This is a genomic window from Levilinea saccharolytica (genome assembly GCF_001306035.1).
GTDB classification, from domain to species: domain Bacteria; phylum Chloroflexota; class Anaerolineae; order Anaerolineales; family Anaerolineaceae; genus Levilinea; species Levilinea saccharolytica.
In genome coordinates this window covers 128195-146433 of sequence record NZ_LGCM01000019.1, presented here as the reverse complement: position 1 = coordinate 146433, position 18239 = coordinate 128195, and the positions used below count along the sequence as shown (strand labels likewise).

Annotated in this window: 21 protein-coding genes; 10 read left to right on the top strand and 11 right to left on the bottom strand. The window is 62.7% G+C overall.

Translation table 11 applies throughout. The annotated features are described in order from the left end of the window. Positions 1–8: 8 nt before the first annotated feature. Both ADN01_RS19790 and ADN01_RS04970 read left to right on the top strand, forming a co-directional pair. Positions 9–800, top strand: a complete 792-nt coding sequence (locus ADN01_RS19790) for a hypothetical protein (RefSeq protein WP_075070969.1) — start codon at positions 9–11, stop codon at positions 798–800. A 55-nt stretch (positions 801–855) separates the two neighbouring features. Further along, positions 856–1257: an SHOCT-like domain-containing protein gene (locus ADN01_RS04970; protein ID WP_062419916.1), complete on the top strand. Its 402-nt coding sequence runs from the start codon at positions 856–858 to the stop codon at positions 1255–1257. A gap of 43 nt (positions 1258–1300) precedes the next feature. On the opposite strand, the gene ADN01_RS04965 is transcribed toward ADN01_RS04970, so the two are convergent. Together ADN01_RS04965 and ADN01_RS04960 are read right to left on the bottom strand one after the other, a co-directional pair. After that, positions 1301–1549: a NifU family protein gene (locus ADN01_RS04965; RefSeq protein WP_062419917.1), complete on the bottom strand. Its 249-nt coding sequence runs from the start codon at positions 1547–1549 to the stop codon at positions 1301–1303. Continuing rightward, the gene (locus ADN01_RS04960; RefSeq protein ID WP_062419918.1) at positions 1546–2055 is read right to left on the bottom strand and encodes a Crp/Fnr family transcriptional regulator; all 510 of its coding nucleotides are present in this window, start codon (positions 2053–2055) and stop codon (positions 1546–1548) included. Before ADN01_RS04960 ends, ADN01_RS04965 begins: the two co-directional genes overlap by 4 nt. 155 nt (positions 2056–2210) lie before the next feature. Between ADN01_RS04960 and murJ the strand changes: the two genes are divergently transcribed. From murJ to ADN01_RS04945, 3 genes are all read left to right on the top strand, one after another. After that, positions 2211–3800: a murein biosynthesis integral membrane protein MurJ gene (murJ, locus tag ADN01_RS04955; protein WP_075070968.1), complete on the top strand. Its 1590-nt coding sequence runs from the start codon at positions 2211–2213 to the stop codon at positions 3798–3800. 81 nt (positions 3801–3881) lie between these two features. Next, on the top strand, positions 3882–4574 hold the full coding sequence (locus ADN01_RS04950; protein ID WP_062419920.1) for a GNAT family N-acetyltransferase: 693 nt from the start codon (positions 3882–3884) through the stop codon (positions 4572–4574). A 71-nt stretch (positions 4575–4645) separates the two neighbouring features. Further along, the gene (locus tag ADN01_RS04945) at positions 4646–5209 is read left to right on the top strand and encodes an SET domain-containing protein (RefSeq protein WP_062419978.1); all 564 of its coding nucleotides are present in this window, start codon (positions 4646–4648) and stop codon (positions 5207–5209) included. Between the two features lie 64 nt (positions 5210–5273). On the opposite strand, the gene ADN01_RS04940 is transcribed toward ADN01_RS04945, so the two are convergent. From ADN01_RS04940 to ADN01_RS04915, 6 genes are all read right to left on the bottom strand, one after another. Then, positions 5274–6752 carry a serine hydrolase gene (locus tag ADN01_RS04940; RefSeq protein WP_062419921.1) on the bottom strand — a complete coding sequence of 493 codons (1479 nt, stop codon included), beginning with the start codon at positions 6750–6752 and terminating at the stop codon, positions 5274–5276. 26 nt (positions 6753–6778) lie between these two features. Then, the gene (locus ADN01_RS04935; protein WP_062419922.1) at positions 6779–7087 is read right to left on the bottom strand and encodes a YbeD family protein; all 309 of its coding nucleotides are present in this window, start codon (positions 7085–7087) and stop codon (positions 6779–6781) included. A gap of 8 nt (positions 7088–7095) precedes the next feature. Continuing rightward, positions 7096–7548, bottom strand: a complete 453-nt coding sequence (locus tag ADN01_RS04930; RefSeq protein ID WP_062419923.1) for a GNAT family N-acetyltransferase — start codon at positions 7546–7548, stop codon at positions 7096–7098. Between the two features lie 135 nt (positions 7549–7683). Continuing rightward, entirely contained in the window at positions 7684–8082 is a 399-nt protein-coding gene (locus tag ADN01_RS04925) for an OsmC family protein (RefSeq protein WP_062419924.1), read from the bottom strand. A 60-nt stretch (positions 8083–8142) separates the two neighbouring features. After that, on the bottom strand, positions 8143–9411 hold the full coding sequence (locus tag ADN01_RS04920; RefSeq protein ID WP_062419925.1) for an MFS transporter: 1269 nt from the start codon (positions 9409–9411) through the stop codon (positions 8143–8145). Between the two features lie 4 nt (positions 9412–9415). Beyond that, a complete protein-coding gene (locus ADN01_RS04915) occupies positions 9416–10477 on the bottom strand; it encodes an ArsR/SmtB family transcription factor (protein WP_062419926.1) in 1062 nt (353 codons plus the stop codon). A 122-nt stretch (positions 10478–10599) separates the two neighbouring features. Between ADN01_RS04915 and ADN01_RS04910 the strand changes: the two genes are divergently transcribed. The 4 genes from ADN01_RS04910 to ADN01_RS04895 are packed head-to-tail and all read left to right on the top strand — an operon-like array spanning position 10600 to position 13305. Next, the gene (locus ADN01_RS04910; RefSeq protein ID WP_062419927.1) at positions 10600–11244 is read left to right on the top strand and encodes an MBL fold metallo-hydrolase; all 645 of its coding nucleotides are present in this window, start codon (positions 10600–10602) and stop codon (positions 11242–11244) included. A gap of 12 nt (positions 11245–11256) precedes the next feature. After that, positions 11257–11559 (top strand): hypothetical protein, encoded by a 303-nt coding sequence (locus ADN01_RS04905; protein WP_062419928.1) that lies wholly within the window; start codon positions 11257–11259, stop codon positions 11557–11559. 8 nt (positions 11560–11567) lie between these two features. Next, a complete protein-coding gene (gene mutY, locus ADN01_RS04900) occupies positions 11568–12656 on the top strand; it encodes an A/G-specific adenine glycosylase (protein WP_113918807.1) in 1089 nt (362 codons plus the stop codon). Further along, positions 12649–13305 (top strand): protein-L-isoaspartate(D-aspartate) O-methyltransferase, encoded by a 657-nt coding sequence (locus ADN01_RS04895; protein ID WP_236690970.1) that lies wholly within the window; start codon positions 12649–12651, stop codon positions 13303–13305. The genes mutY and ADN01_RS04895 overlap by 8 nt, the downstream gene beginning before the upstream one ends. Here ADN01_RS04895 and ADN01_RS04890 read toward each other — a convergent pair. The 3 genes from ADN01_RS04890 to ADN01_RS04880 form a co-directional block, all read right to left on the bottom strand. Next, a complete protein-coding gene (locus ADN01_RS04890) occupies positions 13302–14141 on the bottom strand; it encodes a class I SAM-dependent methyltransferase (protein ID WP_062419929.1) in 840 nt (279 codons plus the stop codon). The genes ADN01_RS04895 and ADN01_RS04890 overlap by 4 nt on opposite strands. 84 nt (positions 14142–14225) lie before the next feature. Then, positions 14226–15866 (bottom strand): ribonuclease J, encoded by a 1641-nt coding sequence (locus tag ADN01_RS04885; protein ID WP_062419930.1) that lies wholly within the window; start codon positions 15864–15866, stop codon positions 14226–14228. A 235-nt stretch (positions 15867–16101) separates the two neighbouring features. After that, positions 16102–16317 (bottom strand): cold-shock protein, encoded by a 216-nt coding sequence (locus ADN01_RS04880; protein WP_062419931.1) that lies wholly within the window; start codon positions 16315–16317, stop codon positions 16102–16104. A gap of 409 nt (positions 16318–16726) precedes the next feature. Between ADN01_RS04880 and ADN01_RS04875 the strand changes: the two genes are divergently transcribed. Then, positions 16727–18235, top strand: a complete 1509-nt coding sequence (locus ADN01_RS04875) for a phytoene desaturase family protein (RefSeq protein WP_062419932.1) — start codon at positions 16727–16729, stop codon at positions 18233–18235. Positions 18236–18239: the final 4 nt, after the last annotated feature.

The window sequence follows — 18239 nt, the reverse complement described above, 5'->3', positions numbered from 1 at the left end:
AGGCTGCCATGTCCTCTTTACTCAGCGAACTCCTGCTCGCCTTTTTGTTTGTCACCGTGGGTTTCATCGGCGGGGCCGCCGTGGTGATGTTCTGGAACGAACGCAGAAACCCCACCCCCAGCGACTCGCCCCCCGTGCGCTCGGCCGCCTCCGCCCCAAACACCCAGCCCACCGCCGGACAGCCTGCGGTGGAGCCAGCCGCCCCCAGCCCCGCCGCGAATGCGGCTGCGCCGCGCGGGGTGCGCCTGTGGGTGGATGCGGAGTACGGCTTAGAGGTGGAGCTGCACGGCCAGCCGTGCGACTCGGCTCAAAGCCTGCGCCTGGAAGACCGCCAGTTTATGACCGCCCTGGCCGGTGAATGGCTGCGCTGGTTGGGTGCCCCCGCGCCCACTGCCCCCGCGCCCGCTTCCGCGCCGCCCGCCGCCCCCATGCCTGCCCCGCTGCCCGCGGCCCCCGCTGCCTCTGCTGCCCCTGCTGCGGCCGAACCCGCCAAACCCAGCCTGTCGCTCAACCCGCTTAAGGGGCTGATGCCCGCCAAGAAGCCCGCCGAGCCGGAGGTGAAAGCCGCCCCCGCCAGCATCGCCGGACAAATTGACGAGATTTTGCAGGAAATTCTGGAAAAAGCCCCCGAAGGCACGCCCGCGGTGCGGCTAATGGATGACCCGCGCGAGGGCGTGGTGGTGTGGGTGGGCGCCCAGAAATTCCTGGGCGTGGATACCATCACCGATCCCCTGGCGCGCAAGCTGGTGAAAACGGCTGTGGCCGAATGGGAGCGCCGCAACAGCGGGGTGAAGTCTTAGCCCGATCGTGCGGCCGGCTGTCTTTGGTTGAGCAGCATCTCAAATAGGAGGCGCAATGGCCAGTGTTGAGGAACGGCTCAAGATTTTGACCATGATTCAGGAAGGCAAACTGACCCCAGAAGAGGGCATCAAGCTCCTGGAAACCCTGGAGACGGTCACCGCCCCCGCGCGCCCTGGGCCGCTGCCCCCCGCCGCGCCGCCCCCCGCCGCGCGCGGAGCTGCGCGCTGGCTGCGCGTGCGCATCACCGATACCGACACCGGCAAGGTGCGCGTCAATATCCGCCTGCCCATCAGCGTGGTCAGCGCAGGCATGAAAATGGGCGCGCGCTTCTCACCCGAAGTGCAGGGCCTGGATATGGACGCTCTTCAGCAATTCATCCAATCCGGCGCCACCGGTCTGGTGGCCGATGTGTACGACGACGAAGACGGCGAACACGTGGAAGTGTTCGTCGAGTAATCCCCCTACCTTTTTCCGCGTCCTCCAGCGAAAACCTTCCGGCTCAGGCTTCTTCGACGCGCTCAATGTCGGGGAAGAACTGGCGAATGGTGCCTTCCACCCAGCCGTGCAGCGTGGTGGGCGAAAGCGGGCAGTCCTCACACGCCCCGCCCAAATGCACTTTCACCACCTTGCCGTCAAAATCCACCAGCTCCACCGTTCCCCCGTGGTAGTGCCCAATATAGGCGTCTAATTGCTCGATCAGCCCCGTCAACTGCTCGCGAGCCGAAAATTCAGGCAGTTTATCACTCATGGCGTCTCACCCTTTCCACAATCTCCGTTGGCGTCCAGGCCCTGCGTCAGCAGGCCCAGGATTTGCGCGTGCGTGGCACGCAGGCGCTCCGCAATCACCGTGGCCAAATGCTCCAACAGCACCGCCCCCGCCTGCGGATCCTGACAGCACAGGCTTTGCAGAGCGTCTGTGCTCAGGCAGTAGGCCGTGCTGTCCGTTTCTGCCACGGCCGCCGATGTGTAATTTTGGCGCTGCAAAGCAGCCGACCATCCAAACACGCCCCCCGGCGGCACATGGGTCACATCCAGCGGCGGCCCATCATACGGTTTATAGCGGATCACCACCTGTCCTTCCACCAAAATGTACAGACGGCTGGCCGCATGTCCCTGATCAAACACCACCTGTCCGGCGTGAAACCGTTCTTCGGTGAGTAAGGGTTGAATGCGGGCCAGCTGATCTCCGGTTAAATCTCGGAAGAAAGGAAGCTGTGCGATTCCCTGCCTTAACATTTCAACCATCTTAATCATAAGCGAAAACCGCTTCTAGTGGCAATCCTCCTGATTGCGCGGACAAAGCTCACGCTGCCCCATCCCCCTAAAAACCCGCAAAAAGGACGTTCTGCAGCGCGCTCCCCGGCCCGAAAAGCCCGCACCGGGCACTTTTCGCGTATAATCAGGCCTATATGCCCTCCCCAACCTCGCCCACAACTTCCGTTGCCCGACAAATTGCCCGCTCCGCCAGCGTGATCGCGGTGGCGATGGTCGTGGGGCAGATCGTGGGTCTGGCCGCCAAATCTCTGGTCGGCTCCACCTTTGGCACCGGCCCAGAGAACGAGGCTTTTTTTGCCGCCAACCGCTTCTCCGAAATCATCTTTAACCTCATGGCGGGCGGGGCCTTAGGCTCGGCCTTCATCCCCACCTTCACCGGCCTGCTGGCCCATGAGGAGCGTTCCAGCGCCTGGAAACTGGCTTCGGGCATCGCCAACCTGTTGGTGATCTTGATGAGTGCGGCAGCGGCACTTTCGGCCGTCTTTGCCCCCCAGATCGTACGCTACCTGCTGGCCCCCGGCTTCGCCTCCATCAGCCCAGAAACCGAAGCCCTCACCGTCACCCTGCTGCGCATGCAGCTGCCCTCCGCGGTCATCTTCGGCCTGTCGGGTCTGGTGATGGGCATCCTCAACGCCCACCGCCGCTTTTTGCTGCCCGCCCTGGCCCCCGCCCTGTATCAGGTCGGGTGGATTCTGGGGGCCGTGCTTCTGGCGCCCCGCATGGGCATTACCGGCATGGCCTGGGGTGTGGTGATTGGGTCGCTGCTGCACCTGCTGGTGCAGCTTCCCGCCCTACCCGGCCTGCCCCAGGCGCGCTACACCCTTACCCTGGGGCGCGGCATGCCCCTGGTTGGGCAGGTCTTCCGCCTGATGGGTCCCCGCCTGGTCAGCGTGGCGGTGGTGCAGCTCAACTTCCTGCTCAACACCACCCTGGCCTCCCTGCAGCCCGCGGGCAGCCTGACGGGCATCAGCCTGGCCTTCCCGCTGATGATCATGCCGCAGGCGGCCATCGCCCAATCCGTAGCCATCGCTGCCCTGCCCACCTTCTCGGCCCAGGCCGCCACCGGGCAGCGCGCCGAAATGCGCGCTGCCCTGGCCGCCATTTTGCGCGGGGTGCTGCTGTTAGCCGTCCCCGCCAGCCTGGGTCTGGTGCTGCTGCGTCGCCCCATTGTGGCCCTGATTTACCAGCGCGGGGCCTTCACGGCCGCTTCCACCGAACTGGTGGCCTGGGCGCTGCTCTTTTACGGCCTGGGATTGGTGGGGCATTCCCTGGTGGAAATCGTCACCCGCGCTTTCTTCGCCCTGCAAGACACGCGCACCCCCACCCTGCTGACCAGCCTGGCGATGGTTTTCAACCTGATCTTCAGCCTGCTGTTTTCGCTGCTGTTCTCGCGCCTGGGCTGGATGCCGCACGGCGGTCTGGCCCTGGCCAACTCGCTGGCCACCGCCCTGGAAGCCGCCGGTCTGTTGGTGCTCATGCGCCGCCGCCTGGAAGGGCTGGATGGGGCGCGCTCCTGGCGCGCAGCGGCCCAGGCGGGTCTGGCCGCGCTGGGCATGGGGCTGACGCTGGCCCTCTGGCTGACGCTCACCGCCGGGGCGCCCCTCGTGGTGACGGCCCTGGGCGGGGTGGCCGTGGGCGCGGGCGTGTATTTTGCCGTGCTGCTGCTGCTGCGTGTGCCCGAAGCCCAATGGATCGTCAGCCTGGCAGCCCGCCGCCTGCGCTGAATTCACCCCCCAAAACATCCCCACCTCACTCATTTTTCGGGATAATTAACCCATCGGTTCGATTCACCAGGAGGGTTTTCTATGGGCATTCTGCGCACTGCCACCCCTGAAGACGCTGCCGACGGCGGGGGTCTGCTGTTGAGCAGTATGGGCGAGTTTGGCAATAAAATGTTCGGCGCAGGCAACGCCTTCCGCGCCCAGGCCAACCTCACGCGCCTGTTCGCCTACCCAGACGGACGCTTCAGCTACCGCCTGACCACCCTGTATGAAGAAGAGGGGCAAGTGGCCGGTTTGCTGTTGTGTTTCCCCGGCGCGGCCATGGAGGCCCTTTCCGCGCCGTTGGTGCGCCAGTTTCGTCAGGTTTACTCCGTGCGCGAACTGCTGCGCATGTTGTGGCTGGGGTGGCCGCTGGCCTTCACCGGGCAGGAAACCGCCAGCGATGAATTTTACATCGCCCATCTGGCTGTATCGCTCAATTTCCGGCGGCGGGGCATCGGCCAGGCCCTGCTGGATCATGCCGAGGTTCTGGCCCGCAAAGCCGGGCTGCGGCGCTGCTCGCTGAACGTGGATTTAGACAACGGCTCGGCCCGCCGCCTGTATGAACGTCAGGGCTACAGCCTGGTATCCACCCGCAAACTTTCGCCCGGCGTGGCGCGCAAGGTGGGCACCCCTGGGCAGGAGCGGCGGGTCAAGGTGCTGCCCCCGCTGGCTGCTGCGGCCCCCGCCGATCCCTCGCTCGCCCCGTCCCCTGAAGCCGGTGAAAGCCAAAATTGACCTTTGCCGCCAGCCCCCGCCTGCGGTACAATCGGGGACATTGGTTTTTTATCTTGCCTTTTGAGGAAAGAATGCCGCATCAACCGACTTTTTCGTATACCTCTCCCAAGCTGGAGAAACGTCCCGTGCCCCATAAAGGCGGCTACGGCCTGTTCGCCCTTCAGCCCATCGCGGCTGGAGAACTGTTGGCCATCTGGGGCGGTGAAATCCGCTCCGCCGAGCAAATCGCCAACCTGCCGCCCGAAGAACGCCATTACGGCATGCAGGTGGAAGAGGGCTTCTACCAGTGGTCGCTGGTCGAAGGGGAAACCGCGGATTTCTTCAACCACTCCTGCAACCCCAACGCCGGCCTGACGGGACAAATTGGTCTGGTAGCCATGCGCGAGATCGCGGTGGATGAAGAAGTGTGCTTTGACTACGCCATGGCCGACGGCAGCCCCGTGGATGAATTTGAATGCGGCTGCGGCGCGCCCAACTGCCGCAAGCACGTCACCGGCGATGATTGGATGCGCCTGGACCTGCAAACCCGCTACGCGGGCTATTTCTCCCCCTACCTCCAGCGCCGCATCCGCGAACTGCGCAAGAAACTGGGCCTGCCGGCCCTGCCCACCCGCCCCAATCAGGTCAAGTCCTGAAACGCGCAGCCGCCTCGTCTGAGGCGGCTGTTTTTTTTGGTTTGGGTTTGTGCCCCGCGCCAGATCACCCCTCCGCGCGCACAATCTCCAGCTCGCGAAAATCCACATCCAGTAAATTGGGCTGATCCAGGTGAATGGCCGCGGGTTTGCCGCGCGAATTAAGCGCAAAGGTCGCCAGCCCATCGGGAATATAGGGGTCGCGCCAGCGCAGCAGGAACGTGTCGTAATGCCAGTGCTCCAGATCCGCGGTGAAGGCCGGGGTATGGCTGAAGCGCAGCACCAGACGGCCGTCCTCCAGCGTCACGGGGATGTCCTCCACCATACGGTCGCGGTATTTTCCGGCGTAGGCCTCCAGCGCCAGGCTGGGCCGAGTGCCCGTCACGCGCGCGCTCAGCCGTTCCTGCTGGGCCTGGGCCGCGCGGGCCGCGGATTCGCGCCGCTCATCGGCAAAGACCTGCGCCCAATCCACCTCTCCGGCGGCGCCGAAAAAGGCATCTAACACCGCGCAGGTCACCCCGCGCACCACCCCGCGCGCTTCCTGATTGGACAGCGCCACAATCCCCAGATTTTCCTCAGGCACCAGGGTCAGCAAGGAACGCATCCCATCCACCCCGCCGGAATGGTGCACCAGCCTGCGCCCGCGGTAGGTCTGCAAACGCCAGCCCAGGGCGTAGGTATCCGGCCCGCTGAGGTGCTGCACAAAGGGCTGCGGGTCGCCGTTGCCCGGCATGAGGGTGTGCGGCGTCCACAATTCAGCCAGGGTCTCGGCCCGCAGCAGGCGCTGCCCCGCGAATTCCCCGCCGTTCAGGAACAGGCGCGCGTATTGGGCCAGGTCGTGGGCGCTGGTGTTCACCGAAGCCGCCGGGCCGCAGTTGTCATGATTGCGGTAAGGCACCGCCTGCACTGTGCCGCGGATGGAGGCGTGCGGCTGGGCCACGTTGTCACTGCGCAGCAGATCCGGCAGGCGCGTGCAGGTGCGCTGCATGCCCAAAGGCGCCAGCACCCGCCGCGCCAGAAAATCATCCCAGCTTTCCCCGCTCACCGCCCGAATAATTTCACCCGCGGCTACGTACATCACATTCTGATAAGCGTATTGGGTGCGAAAACCGGCGCTGGGCTTTAAAAAGCGCAGCCGCCGCACCACCTCTTCACGGCTGAAATCCGACCCGTACCAGATCGTCCCGCCGCTGACTTCCGGCAGGCCGCTGACGTGCGTCAGCAGATCGCGCACGCGCATCTCCTGCCAGGCAAACGGATCGTACAGGCGAAAATAGGGCAAGTGATCCGTCACACGGTCGTCCCAGCCCAGGCAGCCCTCGTCCACCAGCATGCCCAGGCACAGCGGCACGGTGGATTTTGAGATCGAAGCGATGGCGTATAAACTGTGTTCATCCACAGGTTCGGGGCGGCCCATCTGGCGCACGCCAAACCCACCCTCCCACAGGATGCGGTCATCTTTCACCACGGCAAAAGACGCCCCCGGCACCTCAAACGTACCCAGCGCCTGCGGAACCCACCCCTCCAAGTTCAATGACGGCTGCATAGACCCACCCTCCCCGATGAAATAAGTTACAAGAGCATACGCACCCGTTTGTGACTGCTCAGCTCGCGGTACAAATCGTCCAGCTGCAGGCGCGATTCGGCGATAAAGGTCACCGTCACCGCCAGATACTTACCTCCGCTGCTCAGGCGGCGCGTCACCTGTCCCTGATCCAGGTAGGGCACGTGCCGCACCACAATGGGCAGCACAAACGCCTCAAAATCATCCTCCAGGCTGTGGTCGCCGATAATTTTCAGCGGAAACTCGCAGGGGAATTTCAGCACGCCTTCTTGCGCAGCGCCGTTCTCTTCCGCAGGGGGTTGGGTGAAATCATCCATGGGTACCTCTAATCCAAATCCAGTTGAAAATGACGGTCGCCGTCGGCAAAATGGGTGGTGATGAACCCCTGGCGCTCGTAAAAGCCCACCGCGTCCGCCCAGGTTTCGGTAGTCTCCAGCACAATCCGCCGCCAGCCGCGCCGCCGCGCCTCAGCCAGCAATTCTTCCAAAATGCGCGCGGCAATCCCCCGCCGCCGCCAGGGGGCCGCCACCGACATGCGCACAATGCGCCCCACCCCAGAACCTTCAGGGAGAAGCGCGCCGCAGCCCACCCGTTCCTCGCCAGCCCAGGCCACCAAAAAATGACCCGCGGCGTAGTTTTGGGCGATGTCTTCCAGATCCTGGTTGAAACGCGGGTCCAATTGCCCCCAGTGTTCTTCCAGCCCGGCCAGAATCAGCGCGCGCACCGGAATCTGATCTTGCGCGGTAAAAGGGCGTAAGTGAATTTCGAGGTTGGGCATGGGAAAACCTGAGAAGTGGGGTGGGATCTCCCCCAGTATAGCCCCAAACCCATCCCCCGGCAAGGCGCAGCTAAAAAAACAAGGGCTGCCCGCACTTTCCAGCAGCCCTTGCCTTTCGGTTGAAGTCCGTCCGCCTCAGGCGGTCACTTGCGTGTACACGTTGAAATGCGGCGGGTTTTCCAGGTGGCGCTTCACCGCGCACAGATTAGCCGAGCGCACCAGGGCTTCGTAATACTGCTGCGGGAAGCTGGGCGGCACCTGAATTTCCAGGTCAATCTGGCCGATCAAATGCGTCATGGGGTCGCTGTGCATGCGCTGGATGATGCGGATTCCGTCGGTGGACAGCCCGCGCTGGCGGCAAAAGCCCAGCACATAAATGCCGGCGCAGGTGCCGATGGAGGACAGGAACACCGCAAAGGGGGTCGGTGCCGAACCTTCGCCGCCGCCGGAGGGGGGCTGGTCCGTTTTTACAGTGTAGGGGTCAAAATGGGCATCCACCCGCGCGCCGCCCGGAAAATCAATCACCATTTCCATATCGTCACCTCAAATCGTCTAAGATCCTATGAGTCTGTGAAGACTTACGCAATCACTGATTTAGATGCGCCTCCGCGCCGGAAGTGACATTTTTCGGGGCGATTTCCAGAAGAACCACCAATACAGGGCCACAGACAAGGTGTAGAGCAGAATGGTGCCCGCAAAAGCCGGGTCAAAGCCGTAGCGCACCTGCATCCAGCCGCTCACCGTGGGGCTGATTGCCCAGCCGAAATTACTGGCCATGCTCACCAGGCTAGCCACCGTGGCGCGGCCTTCGGCATCCACGTGCTCCATCACAAAGGTCTGGTAGACCGGCCCGCTCATGTTCATCAGCGCCAGCCGGAAGTAATAAGCCAGGGCGCTCAGCCCGAACCAGGGGGCAAAGCCCAGCAAGGCCAAAAAGGGGATCGAGAGCGCCTGGGTGACCACCACCAGTTGAATTTTGCCAAAGCGGTCGGCCAGGGGCGGCGCGATCAGCAAACCCACGCCCATGGCCAGCGAGCCCCAGGCAAACATGGAGCCGATGACTGGATCGGGCTGGTGGTGCACGGTGCGGAAGAACACATTCATAAAGGGCATGATCAGCCCGGCGCCGATGGAAGTGACCAGCATGGGCAGCACCAGCTTGCTCAAGATGCCCGCGTGGCTGCCAAAATAGGTCAGCGGCGCAAAGGCCGAGCGCTGACTGGCGCTTAATTTGGGAGTGCGCAGGGCCAACAGCGGCACAATCCCCAAAGCCGCCACGCTGGCGATCACCATCAGCGCCCCGCCGTAGGCCAGGGTGGCCATGGGTGAAACGCCGATCGCCGCCCCGATCCAGGTGGGCAGATAGCCGCCGATCCAGTTGCCCACAAAGGCCGAAGCCGTCTGAAAGCCGGAGCTGAAGCTGAACAGGTAGGTGCGCTCTGCATCCCCGCTGTTTTCCATCAAAAACGGCCCCATGCTGACCCCTGAAAGGCTTTGCCCCAGGCCCAAGAGCACGTTCATGGCCACAAACATGCCCGCCGAAGGCAGCAGCACCATCACCCACACCGCCAGGCTGACGGCCGCCGCGCCCAAAATCAGCGAGCGTTTGCGCCCCAACCGGTCGGCCAGATAACCCATCGGCAAGGCCACCACCAGGGCAGTCAGGCTGCTGGCGGTGATCAGATTGCCCAGCAGGGTCTCGTCATACCCCTGTGAGAGCACATAAAAGTTGAACAGTAAGCGGAACACCCCCATCGACGCGCCGGTGATGACCACGCTGGCCAGATACCAGCGCGCATTGGGGCTGAATTGATGCAGCTTCTCGGCATAGGTGCGCAAGAAAGCAGATGTGGTTTGACCCATAGGGCTATGTTTCCTCGAAGGGATCGTTGAGATAATCGTGCAGCCCGCGCTGCACCAGATCTAACCCTTCGGGGCGCAGTGCATACAGGCGTTCTACCCCCGGCTGGATGAGCACATGCACCAGCCCGCATACGCGCAATTCGGTCAGGTGGTGCACCACCGTGGGCGGGCGCAGGCGCAGCACGCGAGAGAGCTGGGTGGGGGTGTGGGGTGATTGGCTTAATAGGCGCAGAATGCGCAGGCGAGTAGGGTCGCCCAGGGCCTTGAAGGTGCGAATAAGCGTCTCCGGCACCAGCCCGCCGGGAATGAGCGGCTGACCTTCCTGGCGGCAGCCAAAGACCAACAGCAGGGTGTCGGGCAGAGGATAGGTGTAGAACACCAGGGGACTGGTCCAATAGGAGGCCGCAACCGCCACGCGCTGCAGGCGTTCCAGGTCGCCGACCTGAACCCCGCGGGAGAGTTCCTCCACCACCGCATCAACGGTTTTGCCCGCGGACTGCTGCTGCGCGGAACGTAAAGCCTCGGTGAGCAAGGGCTGAATACGCTCTTCTTCTTCGCTGAAAAATACCTGGTAATAGGTCTGCATGGCCGTCCGGAAACGCTCGGCAAATGCGCCCGGCTCCGCCGCCGCCTCGTAATAGAGCTGCATGGCTTTGGCGCTGGGCTTGGCGGCATATTTCAACAGGCCGCTGCGCAAAACGGCGCGCTGCACCTCGCTGTGCCCGTGTTGGCGAGCGGCCGCGGCCAGGGCCTCGCGCACTTTCTCAGGGGTAGAGCCGTCCACCATCCAGGCCGCCAGGCCTTCTTCGGGGGGGATTTCCGCCAGAGCCGCCAGGGCCTGCGCGGCGTTTTGGGGCAGGGGGTTCAGCCGGTACAGCCAGGTGAGGGGCACGGGCAGAAACTGCTGCGCCAGATCCAAAAATTCGCGCTGCTCCACGGGGATGCGCGAACGCGCCCCCGCCGCCCACGACATCCTCAGCCCAAACCGATCGGGGTGATACAGAACAAAGATGCTGATAAAAAAGTCAAACGCGCTGCTGTTCAGCCATTGGATTGCAGTCATCATACCCCTACCTTATTTTTCGGTTAGATGTTAGTCTAATTATTGGTTTCTGTCAAGCGCTCACCCGCCGTCTTCACCGGCCCGGCAGTTTTCAAGTATAATCATACCGTCGGAGTCAAAATCACATGGAAATTTCCTGGTACGGACACACCTGTTTTCAACTCAGCCAGCGCGGCCTGGCAACCATTGTAACCGATCCTTACGATCCGGCTGTGGTGGGTTACCCGCCCCTCAATCTGAAAGCCGACGTCGTCACCGTCAGCCGCGCCCACCCCGCCCACAACACACTCACCAGTGTGCAGGGTGCGCCGTATGTCATTCAAGGCCCGGGCGAATATGAGATTGGCGGCGTGTTCATCACCGGTGTGGCCACCAACGGTCACACCAAAAGCCACCCCGAAGAGCCGCGCAACACCCTGTATGTATTCAGCTACGAAGGGGTAAATGTCGTCCATCTGGGGCTGATCAACCGCGTCCCCAGTCAATCCGAAGTGGAAGCCCTGGGGCCGGTGCATGTGGCCTTGGCGCCGGTGGGCGGCGGCGATGGACTGAACGCAGCCCGCGCGGCAGAGGTCATCAGCCTGCTGGATGCGCGCATCGTCATCCCCATGTATTTCGCCACCCCCAACACCATGCTGCAACTGGACCCGCTGAGCAAATTCCTCAAAGAAATGGGCCTGGTGGAGGTTGAAAATTTGACCTCGCTCAAGGTGACCCCCAACTCGCTGTCTGAGCAAACCCGCGTCATCGTTTTGGAACACCCGCTTTAACCAGGAGGGCTTGTGGCGGTTAAACTCATCATGACCTGGGATATCACCCACGAGCGCGAACAAGAATATTTTGAGTTCGTGGTGCGTGAGTTTTTGCCCGGCGTTCAGCGCCTGGGTTTTGAGCTGAGCGACGCCTGGGCCACCGTGTATGGGGACCAATCCCAAATTCAGGTCGGCGCTGTTTTGCCCTCCGCGCCCGCCGCGCGCCGCATGCTCAAATCGCCCGAATGGCAGAGCCTGCACAACCAGCTCCTGGATTATGTGGACAACTACGAACACAAGCTGGTCGAAGCCCGCGGCGGCTTCCAATTTTAATTTTCCCCATGTCTGAGACCATCGCCCAGCTGCTGTTGAGCTGGTACCGCCAAAACGCCCGCCAGCTTCCCTGGCGCGGCAGCCCTGACCCCTACGCTGTGTGGGTGTCGGAAATCATGCTGCAGCAAACCCGCGTGGAAACGGTCATCCCCTACTTTCAGCGCTGGATGGCGCGCTTTCCCAGCGTCGCCGCGCTGGCGGAAGCCCCGTTAGATGAGGTACTGCGCCTGTGGGAGGGGCTGGGCTATTACAGCCGCGCCCGCAACCTGCACCGCGCCGCCCAGCTGATCGCATCCCACTACGGTGGGCAGCTGCCGACCGAGCGCGCCGCCCTGGAAAAACTGCCCGGCATCGGGCGCTACACCGCCGGGGCCATCGCCTCGATGGCTTTTGGCCAGGACGAGGCCGCCCTGGACGGCAATATCCGCCGCGTGCTGGCGCGCCTGTTTGATGTTGCCCTGCCGGCCCGTTCGCCCGCCGGAGAAGCCCGCCTGTGGGAACTAGCCCGCCAGGTGCTGCCCCCCGACGAGGCGGGTGATTTTAATCAGGCGCTGATGGATTTAGGCTCCAGCATCTGCACCCCGCGTTCCCCGGCCTGCCTGGTGTGCCCGCTGACCAGCCTGTGCCGCGCCCGCCAACTGGGCGTGCAGGAACAGCGCCCTGTGCTGTCGGCGCGCAGTGCCGTGCCCCACCTCACCGTCACCGCCGCCGTGCTGCGCCGCGATTCCCAGGTGCTCATCGCCCAGCGCCCACCCCAGGGCCTGCTGGGCGGCATGTGGGAATTCCCCGGCGGCAAACTGGAGCCCGGCGAAAGCCTGCCGGAAGGGCTGCGGCGCGAAATCCGCGAAGAACTGGCCGCCGAGATTGAAGTGGGGGAAGAACTGGGGGTGTTTGAACACGCCTACACCCATTTCCGCGTGACCCTGCACGCCTTCTTCTGCCGCCTGCGCGCCGGGGAACCGACGGCCCTGGAGGCCAGCCAGATCCGCTGGGTGACGGTGGACGAACTGGCTGCTTTCCCCATGGGCAAAATTGACCGGCAGATCTCGCGCCGTCTGGCCCAGCTGCACCGTCCGAAGGGTGAGCCGCGTGGATGACCCCTTTGCCCCCCAGCGCGAAGAGATGCTGCGCGAGCAAATTCAGCGCCGCGGCATCCGCAGTGCGCGCGTATGTGACGCGCTGCGCCGCACCCCCCGCCATGAATTTGTCTCCCCCGAACACCGCGCACAGGCCTATGCCGACGGCCCGCTGCCCATTGGACACGGTCAAACCATCTCTCAACCCTACATCGTGGCCCTGATGACCCAGCTTTTGAGCCTGGAAGGGGACGAAACCGTGCTGGAGATCGGCACCGGCTCGGGGTATCAGGCAGCCGTGCTGGCCCTGCTGGCCCGTCAGGTGTACACCGTGGAGCGCATCTCTGCCCTGGCGCAGGAAGCCGCCGCCCGCCTGCAGCGGCTGGGATTGACGAACGTGCGCGTCATCGAAGGCGACGGCTCCATCGGTCTGCCCGCTTATGCCCCCTATGACGCCGTCCTGGTGACAGCGGGTGCGCCGCAGGTGCCCGCGCAGCTTTTAGAGCAGCTGGCCCTGGGGGGGCGGCTGGTGCTGCCCGTCGGCCCGCGCCATGCGCAGACCCTGGAACGCTGGGAGAAAACCCCCTCCGGCCTGGAACACGAAGCCGTGCTGCCGGTGGCCTTTGTGCCCCTGCGCGGCGAAGAGGGCTGGGCCGAAAATGCCTTTTAGGCCGCTTTAACGCCTTCCACCACCGCCCAGGGGATGGTCAGGGTCAATTCGCCCATCTGCTCCAGGCGCCGCTCCACCTCGGCGAATACGCGCGCCGTGTGCATCGTGGGCACCACCGCCTTCCACGCGTCCAAAAAGCCTAGCTGAATGAAATAATGCCGCAGCAGCGCGCGCCCGCCGCTGAAGCGCATGGTGAAGCTGCCCTCCGTTACCCCAATCTCACGGTAGCCAACCCCCTCCAAGAGCGTACGCAGCCGGTCGGGCGTGGCCCGATGGGCCACATGCGCCTCCAAGGCGCCCAGCGCTTCGCTCAGGCCGAGATCGCGCAGGCAGGCGGCGAACACCGCGTAAAATTCGGCCATGTGCCCGCGCAAATTGCTGGACAGCACAAACTGCCCGCGCGGGGCCGTCACCCGGTAACATTCCGCCGCCGCAGCCGCCGGATCGGCGAAGTTGTTGACCCCCAGGTTGGAGACCACCACATCAAAAACCCCGGCAGGCAGGGGCATATCTTCGGCGCAGCCCCGCACGAAAGCAGCCTGTCCCACCCCCCAGCGGCGGGCCTTAGTCTGCGCCCGCGTCAGGGCAACCCCCCATGGGTCTAACCCCACCGCCCGGCAGTCTGGCCCCAGGCGCTGGGCCAGCTCAAGCAGCGGGAAGCCCGTACCGCAGCCCACATCCAACACCCGCGCCCCGGGGTGCATGCGCACCCGCTCCAGCAAGGCCGCCCCAAAGGGCGCGGACCACAGGGGAAGCTCATCGTAGTGGTTGATGAACGCCTCAGAATTCGTATCTGCCGCAAAAGACAGCACCTCTTCCAGGCTTGCGCCGTTCATACCCCGCCTCCTTATGGGTTAAAACACAACACGGGCACGAAGCCATCTTCGTACCCGTGGTTTTGATGGGTGAACCGCCCCTGCCTACACGCGGCTGGCGCTCACAAAGATCATGGGCGCCCGCTGCAGTTCATTGTAGAAGAAGGTGCGCACGGCTTTTTCAACGTCTTTTTCCAGGCTGCCGTTGGCCGAATCAACCGCCTGTTCCACGCGCTGACGGGCCTGTTCCAGCAGGTCTTCCAGATCGGCGTTGAGCATGAACCCGCGGGTGACGATCTCCGGCGCGTCCAAAAGCCGGCCGGAACGCGCATCCAGCACCAGATGGACGAACATGACGCCGTCGTTGGCCAGGGATTCGCGCTCGCGCATCAACGCGGGGGTCACATCCCCCACGCCCGACCCGTCCACAAACACATAGCCGCCCGGGACGCGCTCGGCCAGGCGCAAGCCGGCTTCGCTCAGCTCAATCACCTGCCCATTTTCCACCACGCGGATGTTCTCAGTGGGGATACCCAGCTGGGTTCCCAAAAGCGCGTGCTGCTTCAGTTGGCGCAGCTCGCCGTGGATGGGGACGAAGAACTTGGGGCGCACCAGGTTGATCATCAGTTTCATTTCTTCCTGACTGGCATGCCCCGAAACATGCACCGCGGCGATGCCTTCGTAGAGCACGTTTGCGCCGCGTTGGAACAGGCGGTTAATCGTGCGGTACACGTTCTCTTCGTTGCCCGGGATGGGGTGTGAAGACAGCACCACCGTGTCGCCGGATTGAATGTCAAACTGGCGGTAACGCCCGGTGGAAAGCCGCCCCAAAATGCTGGAAGGCTCACCCTGCGACCCGGTGCACATGATCACCACCTGCTTTTCCGGCAGGTTGAGGGCCTGGTCAATGGTCACCAGCAGGTTATCGGGGATATCCAAATAGCCCAATTTGCGGGCCATTTTGGCGTTATCCACCATGCTGGTGCCCACAAAGCACATCTTGCGCCCGTAGCGCTGGGCGGCATTGGCCACCTGCTGCATGCGCGACACCAGCGAAGCGAAAGAAGCCAGGATAATGCGCCCCTGAGCCTCGCGGAAGACCTGATCCAGAGCCGCATCCACCACCCGTTCCGAGGGAGTCCAACCCGCCCGTTCCGCATTGGTGGAATCGGCCAGCAGGGCCAGCACGCCGCGCTGTGAAAATTCGGCCAGCTTGGCAAAATCGGTCGGCCAGTTATCCACCGGCGTGTGATCGAATTTGTAGTCGCCGGTGTGTACCACCAACCCCGCCGGGGTCTGAATGCCCAGGCCGATGCTGTCGGGGATGGAATGGCACACATGGAAGAATTCCACCTGGAAGGGGCCGATCTGGGCGGTTTCGCCCGCCTGCACCGTGTGCAAATCGGCTTTGGCCAGGGCGCCGTTGCGCGCCAGCTTCACTTCCAACAGCCCGCGGGTGAGGGGCGTGGCGTAGATGGGGGCCTGAACCTCGGCCAGCACATGGTGCAGTGCGCCGATGTGATCCTCATGGCCGTGGGTGATGACGATCCCGCGCACCTGATCGCGGCGGCTGAGCACATAATCAAAATCTGGGATGATGTAATCTACCCCCAGCATATCGCTGTCAGGGAACATCAGGCCGGCATCCACAATCAGGATCTCGCCCTCATATTCGTACACCATCATATTTTTACCAACTTCCCCCAGTCCACCCAGGGGTACAATGCGAATTGTCTTTTTATTCATACTTGCAAAACCTCTTTTTTATAAAAAAATCCCCAAAGCAACCAACAGCCGGGGATTGAAACGATTCATCTAAACGATAGAACACCCAACAAACCCACAAATAAGTCCAACGGAAGAAATTCTAGCACACACCTGAAAAATTGTCAAAAAAAGTGCGGTGTGTTTTGTCCCCTCATAGACAGGCGGATAAAAATCACCGGCCCCACCAGGGTGGGGCCGGGTTCGTTTTTTTAGTTTAGCGAACAGGGGTCACGTTCGCGGCCTGCAGGCCTTTGGGGCCCTGCTCGATCGTGAACTCAACCTGCTGCCCTTCTTCCAAAGTGCGGTAGCCGTCCATGCTGATGGCGGAAAAGTGAACAAACACATCCGCGCCGCCATTGGGCTGAGCGATGAAGCCAAAGCCCTTGCTGCTGTTGAACCATTTGACCGTTCCGACGATCCGTTCTGCCATTTCTTACAACTCCTTATAACTGAAACTGATACGATATTGTAGGGGTGTTACGTCTGCCGGAGCGGCTCAACAAAAAACAGCTCTCCCACATGCGCAGAGAGCCGCCAGCTAGCCAACCTCGAACAAGAACAGCACCGCACACTACGTCAACAACTATATCAGCAATTATTACCAGAGTCAAGGGGTAAATTCTCATTTTGTGTTAATTTAATCTATGAAAAAGGGGTGACGCCCACAAAATGCCGCTTGCCCGCGCCAGCCCTGGGAATCGGGCTTCACCGAGCGATTCGGCGAGATTCATACGCCTCCGCGGTGGACAAATTTCTGATAAATCTAATAAAATGATGCAGCCTCAAGCGAATACCGCTGTCCCCACATCCGCACGCATTCACCCATGCAGGAGAACCCTATGAACCGCAAGATGATCATTATCGGCGGCGGCACGGCCGGATTGACGGCCGGATGTTACGCGCAGATGAACGGATATGAGACCACCATCCTGGAGATGGAAGATACCCCGGGCGGCCTGTGCACCTCCTGGCGGCGCAAAAACTACTTGTTTGACGGCTCCGTCGCCGGACTGGCGGGCTCTGCGCCAGGCAGCCCGATTTACCGGCTTTGGGAGGAGATCGGGGTGGCCCAATACTGTCCCCTGCATTACGGCGAAAACTTTGGGCATATCCGCCTGACAGACGGCCGCATCATCACGATCTTCGCCAACATTGACCGTCTGGAAGCGCACTTGCTGGAGCACTTCCCAACAGAGGCGGCCGTCATTCATGAATTCACTGGGGCGCTGCGAAATGTGTTGGATTTGGACATCCCCTTTTCCGATGCGCGCGGCTTTGAAGCCGTGAAAGAAGGCTTCCGCACCTTTCTCGCGTCCATCGCCCACCTGCCCGTGCTGCTCAAATACGGCACGCTGAGCATCCGTCAGTTTAACCGCAAGATCCGCGACCCGCATCTGGCTACAGTGTTTAACAACCTGGTGCATTTCGGCGGCCTGGATGTGCCCATCCTCACCGTTCTGCTGCCGCTGGCCTACGCGCACCGCGGGATGGCAGGGATCCCTTTGCGCGGCTGGCTGTCGTTTGCCCACGCCATCGAGAGGCGCTTTCATGAGTTGGGCGGCACCACGCGTTACCGCGCAAAAGTGGAAAAACTGCTCATCACCAACGGCGCGGTGCAAGGCGTGGTGTTGGCCGATGGCGAACAACTCCTTGCAGAGCGGGTCATCTCGGCGGCAGACGGGCGCTTCACGCAGGGGCTGCTCCCTGGGGTCAGCGAAAAGGACCTGGAAGGCTATCTTCAGCCGGAAGATTTATCCGATCAGCCCGTACAGGTCAACCTGGGCGCAGCGATGGACCTTTCCGGCATCAACGGCCCCATGACCTACATCCTCAGCCAGCCGTTCAGCGCGGCGGGTCGCGAACACCCGCGAATCACAATGCACAATAAATACTATGACAGCGAGGCCGCGCCGCAGGGGCACAGCGCCGTCACCGTCTTTCTGGATTCAGAATACGGTTGGTGGAAGCGCACGGCGGCCGACCCGCAGGCCTACGAGGAAGAAAAGCGGCGCTGCGCTGATGAGGTCATCGCCGCCATCGACCGGTACCTGCCGGGCTTTGCCCAACGGGTGGAGGTGATCGATGTGTCCACCCCCCTGACCCGTGAGCGCTACACCGGCAACTGGATGGGCGCCATGCAGGCCCGCAAACCCTCGGCCAACATGATCCGGGCGCTGATGCAAGGCTCGCCCCGCTACGCCGTCCAGGGCGTGCAGGGTCTGTATGTCACCGGGCAGTGGGCCGAATCGTGGGGCGGGATCACCACCGCCGCGCAGTCGGGGCGCAAGACCATTCAAGCGGTGTGCAAACAAGACGGCATCCTTTTCCGGGCGGAGAAGCCCGCCTAGCGAT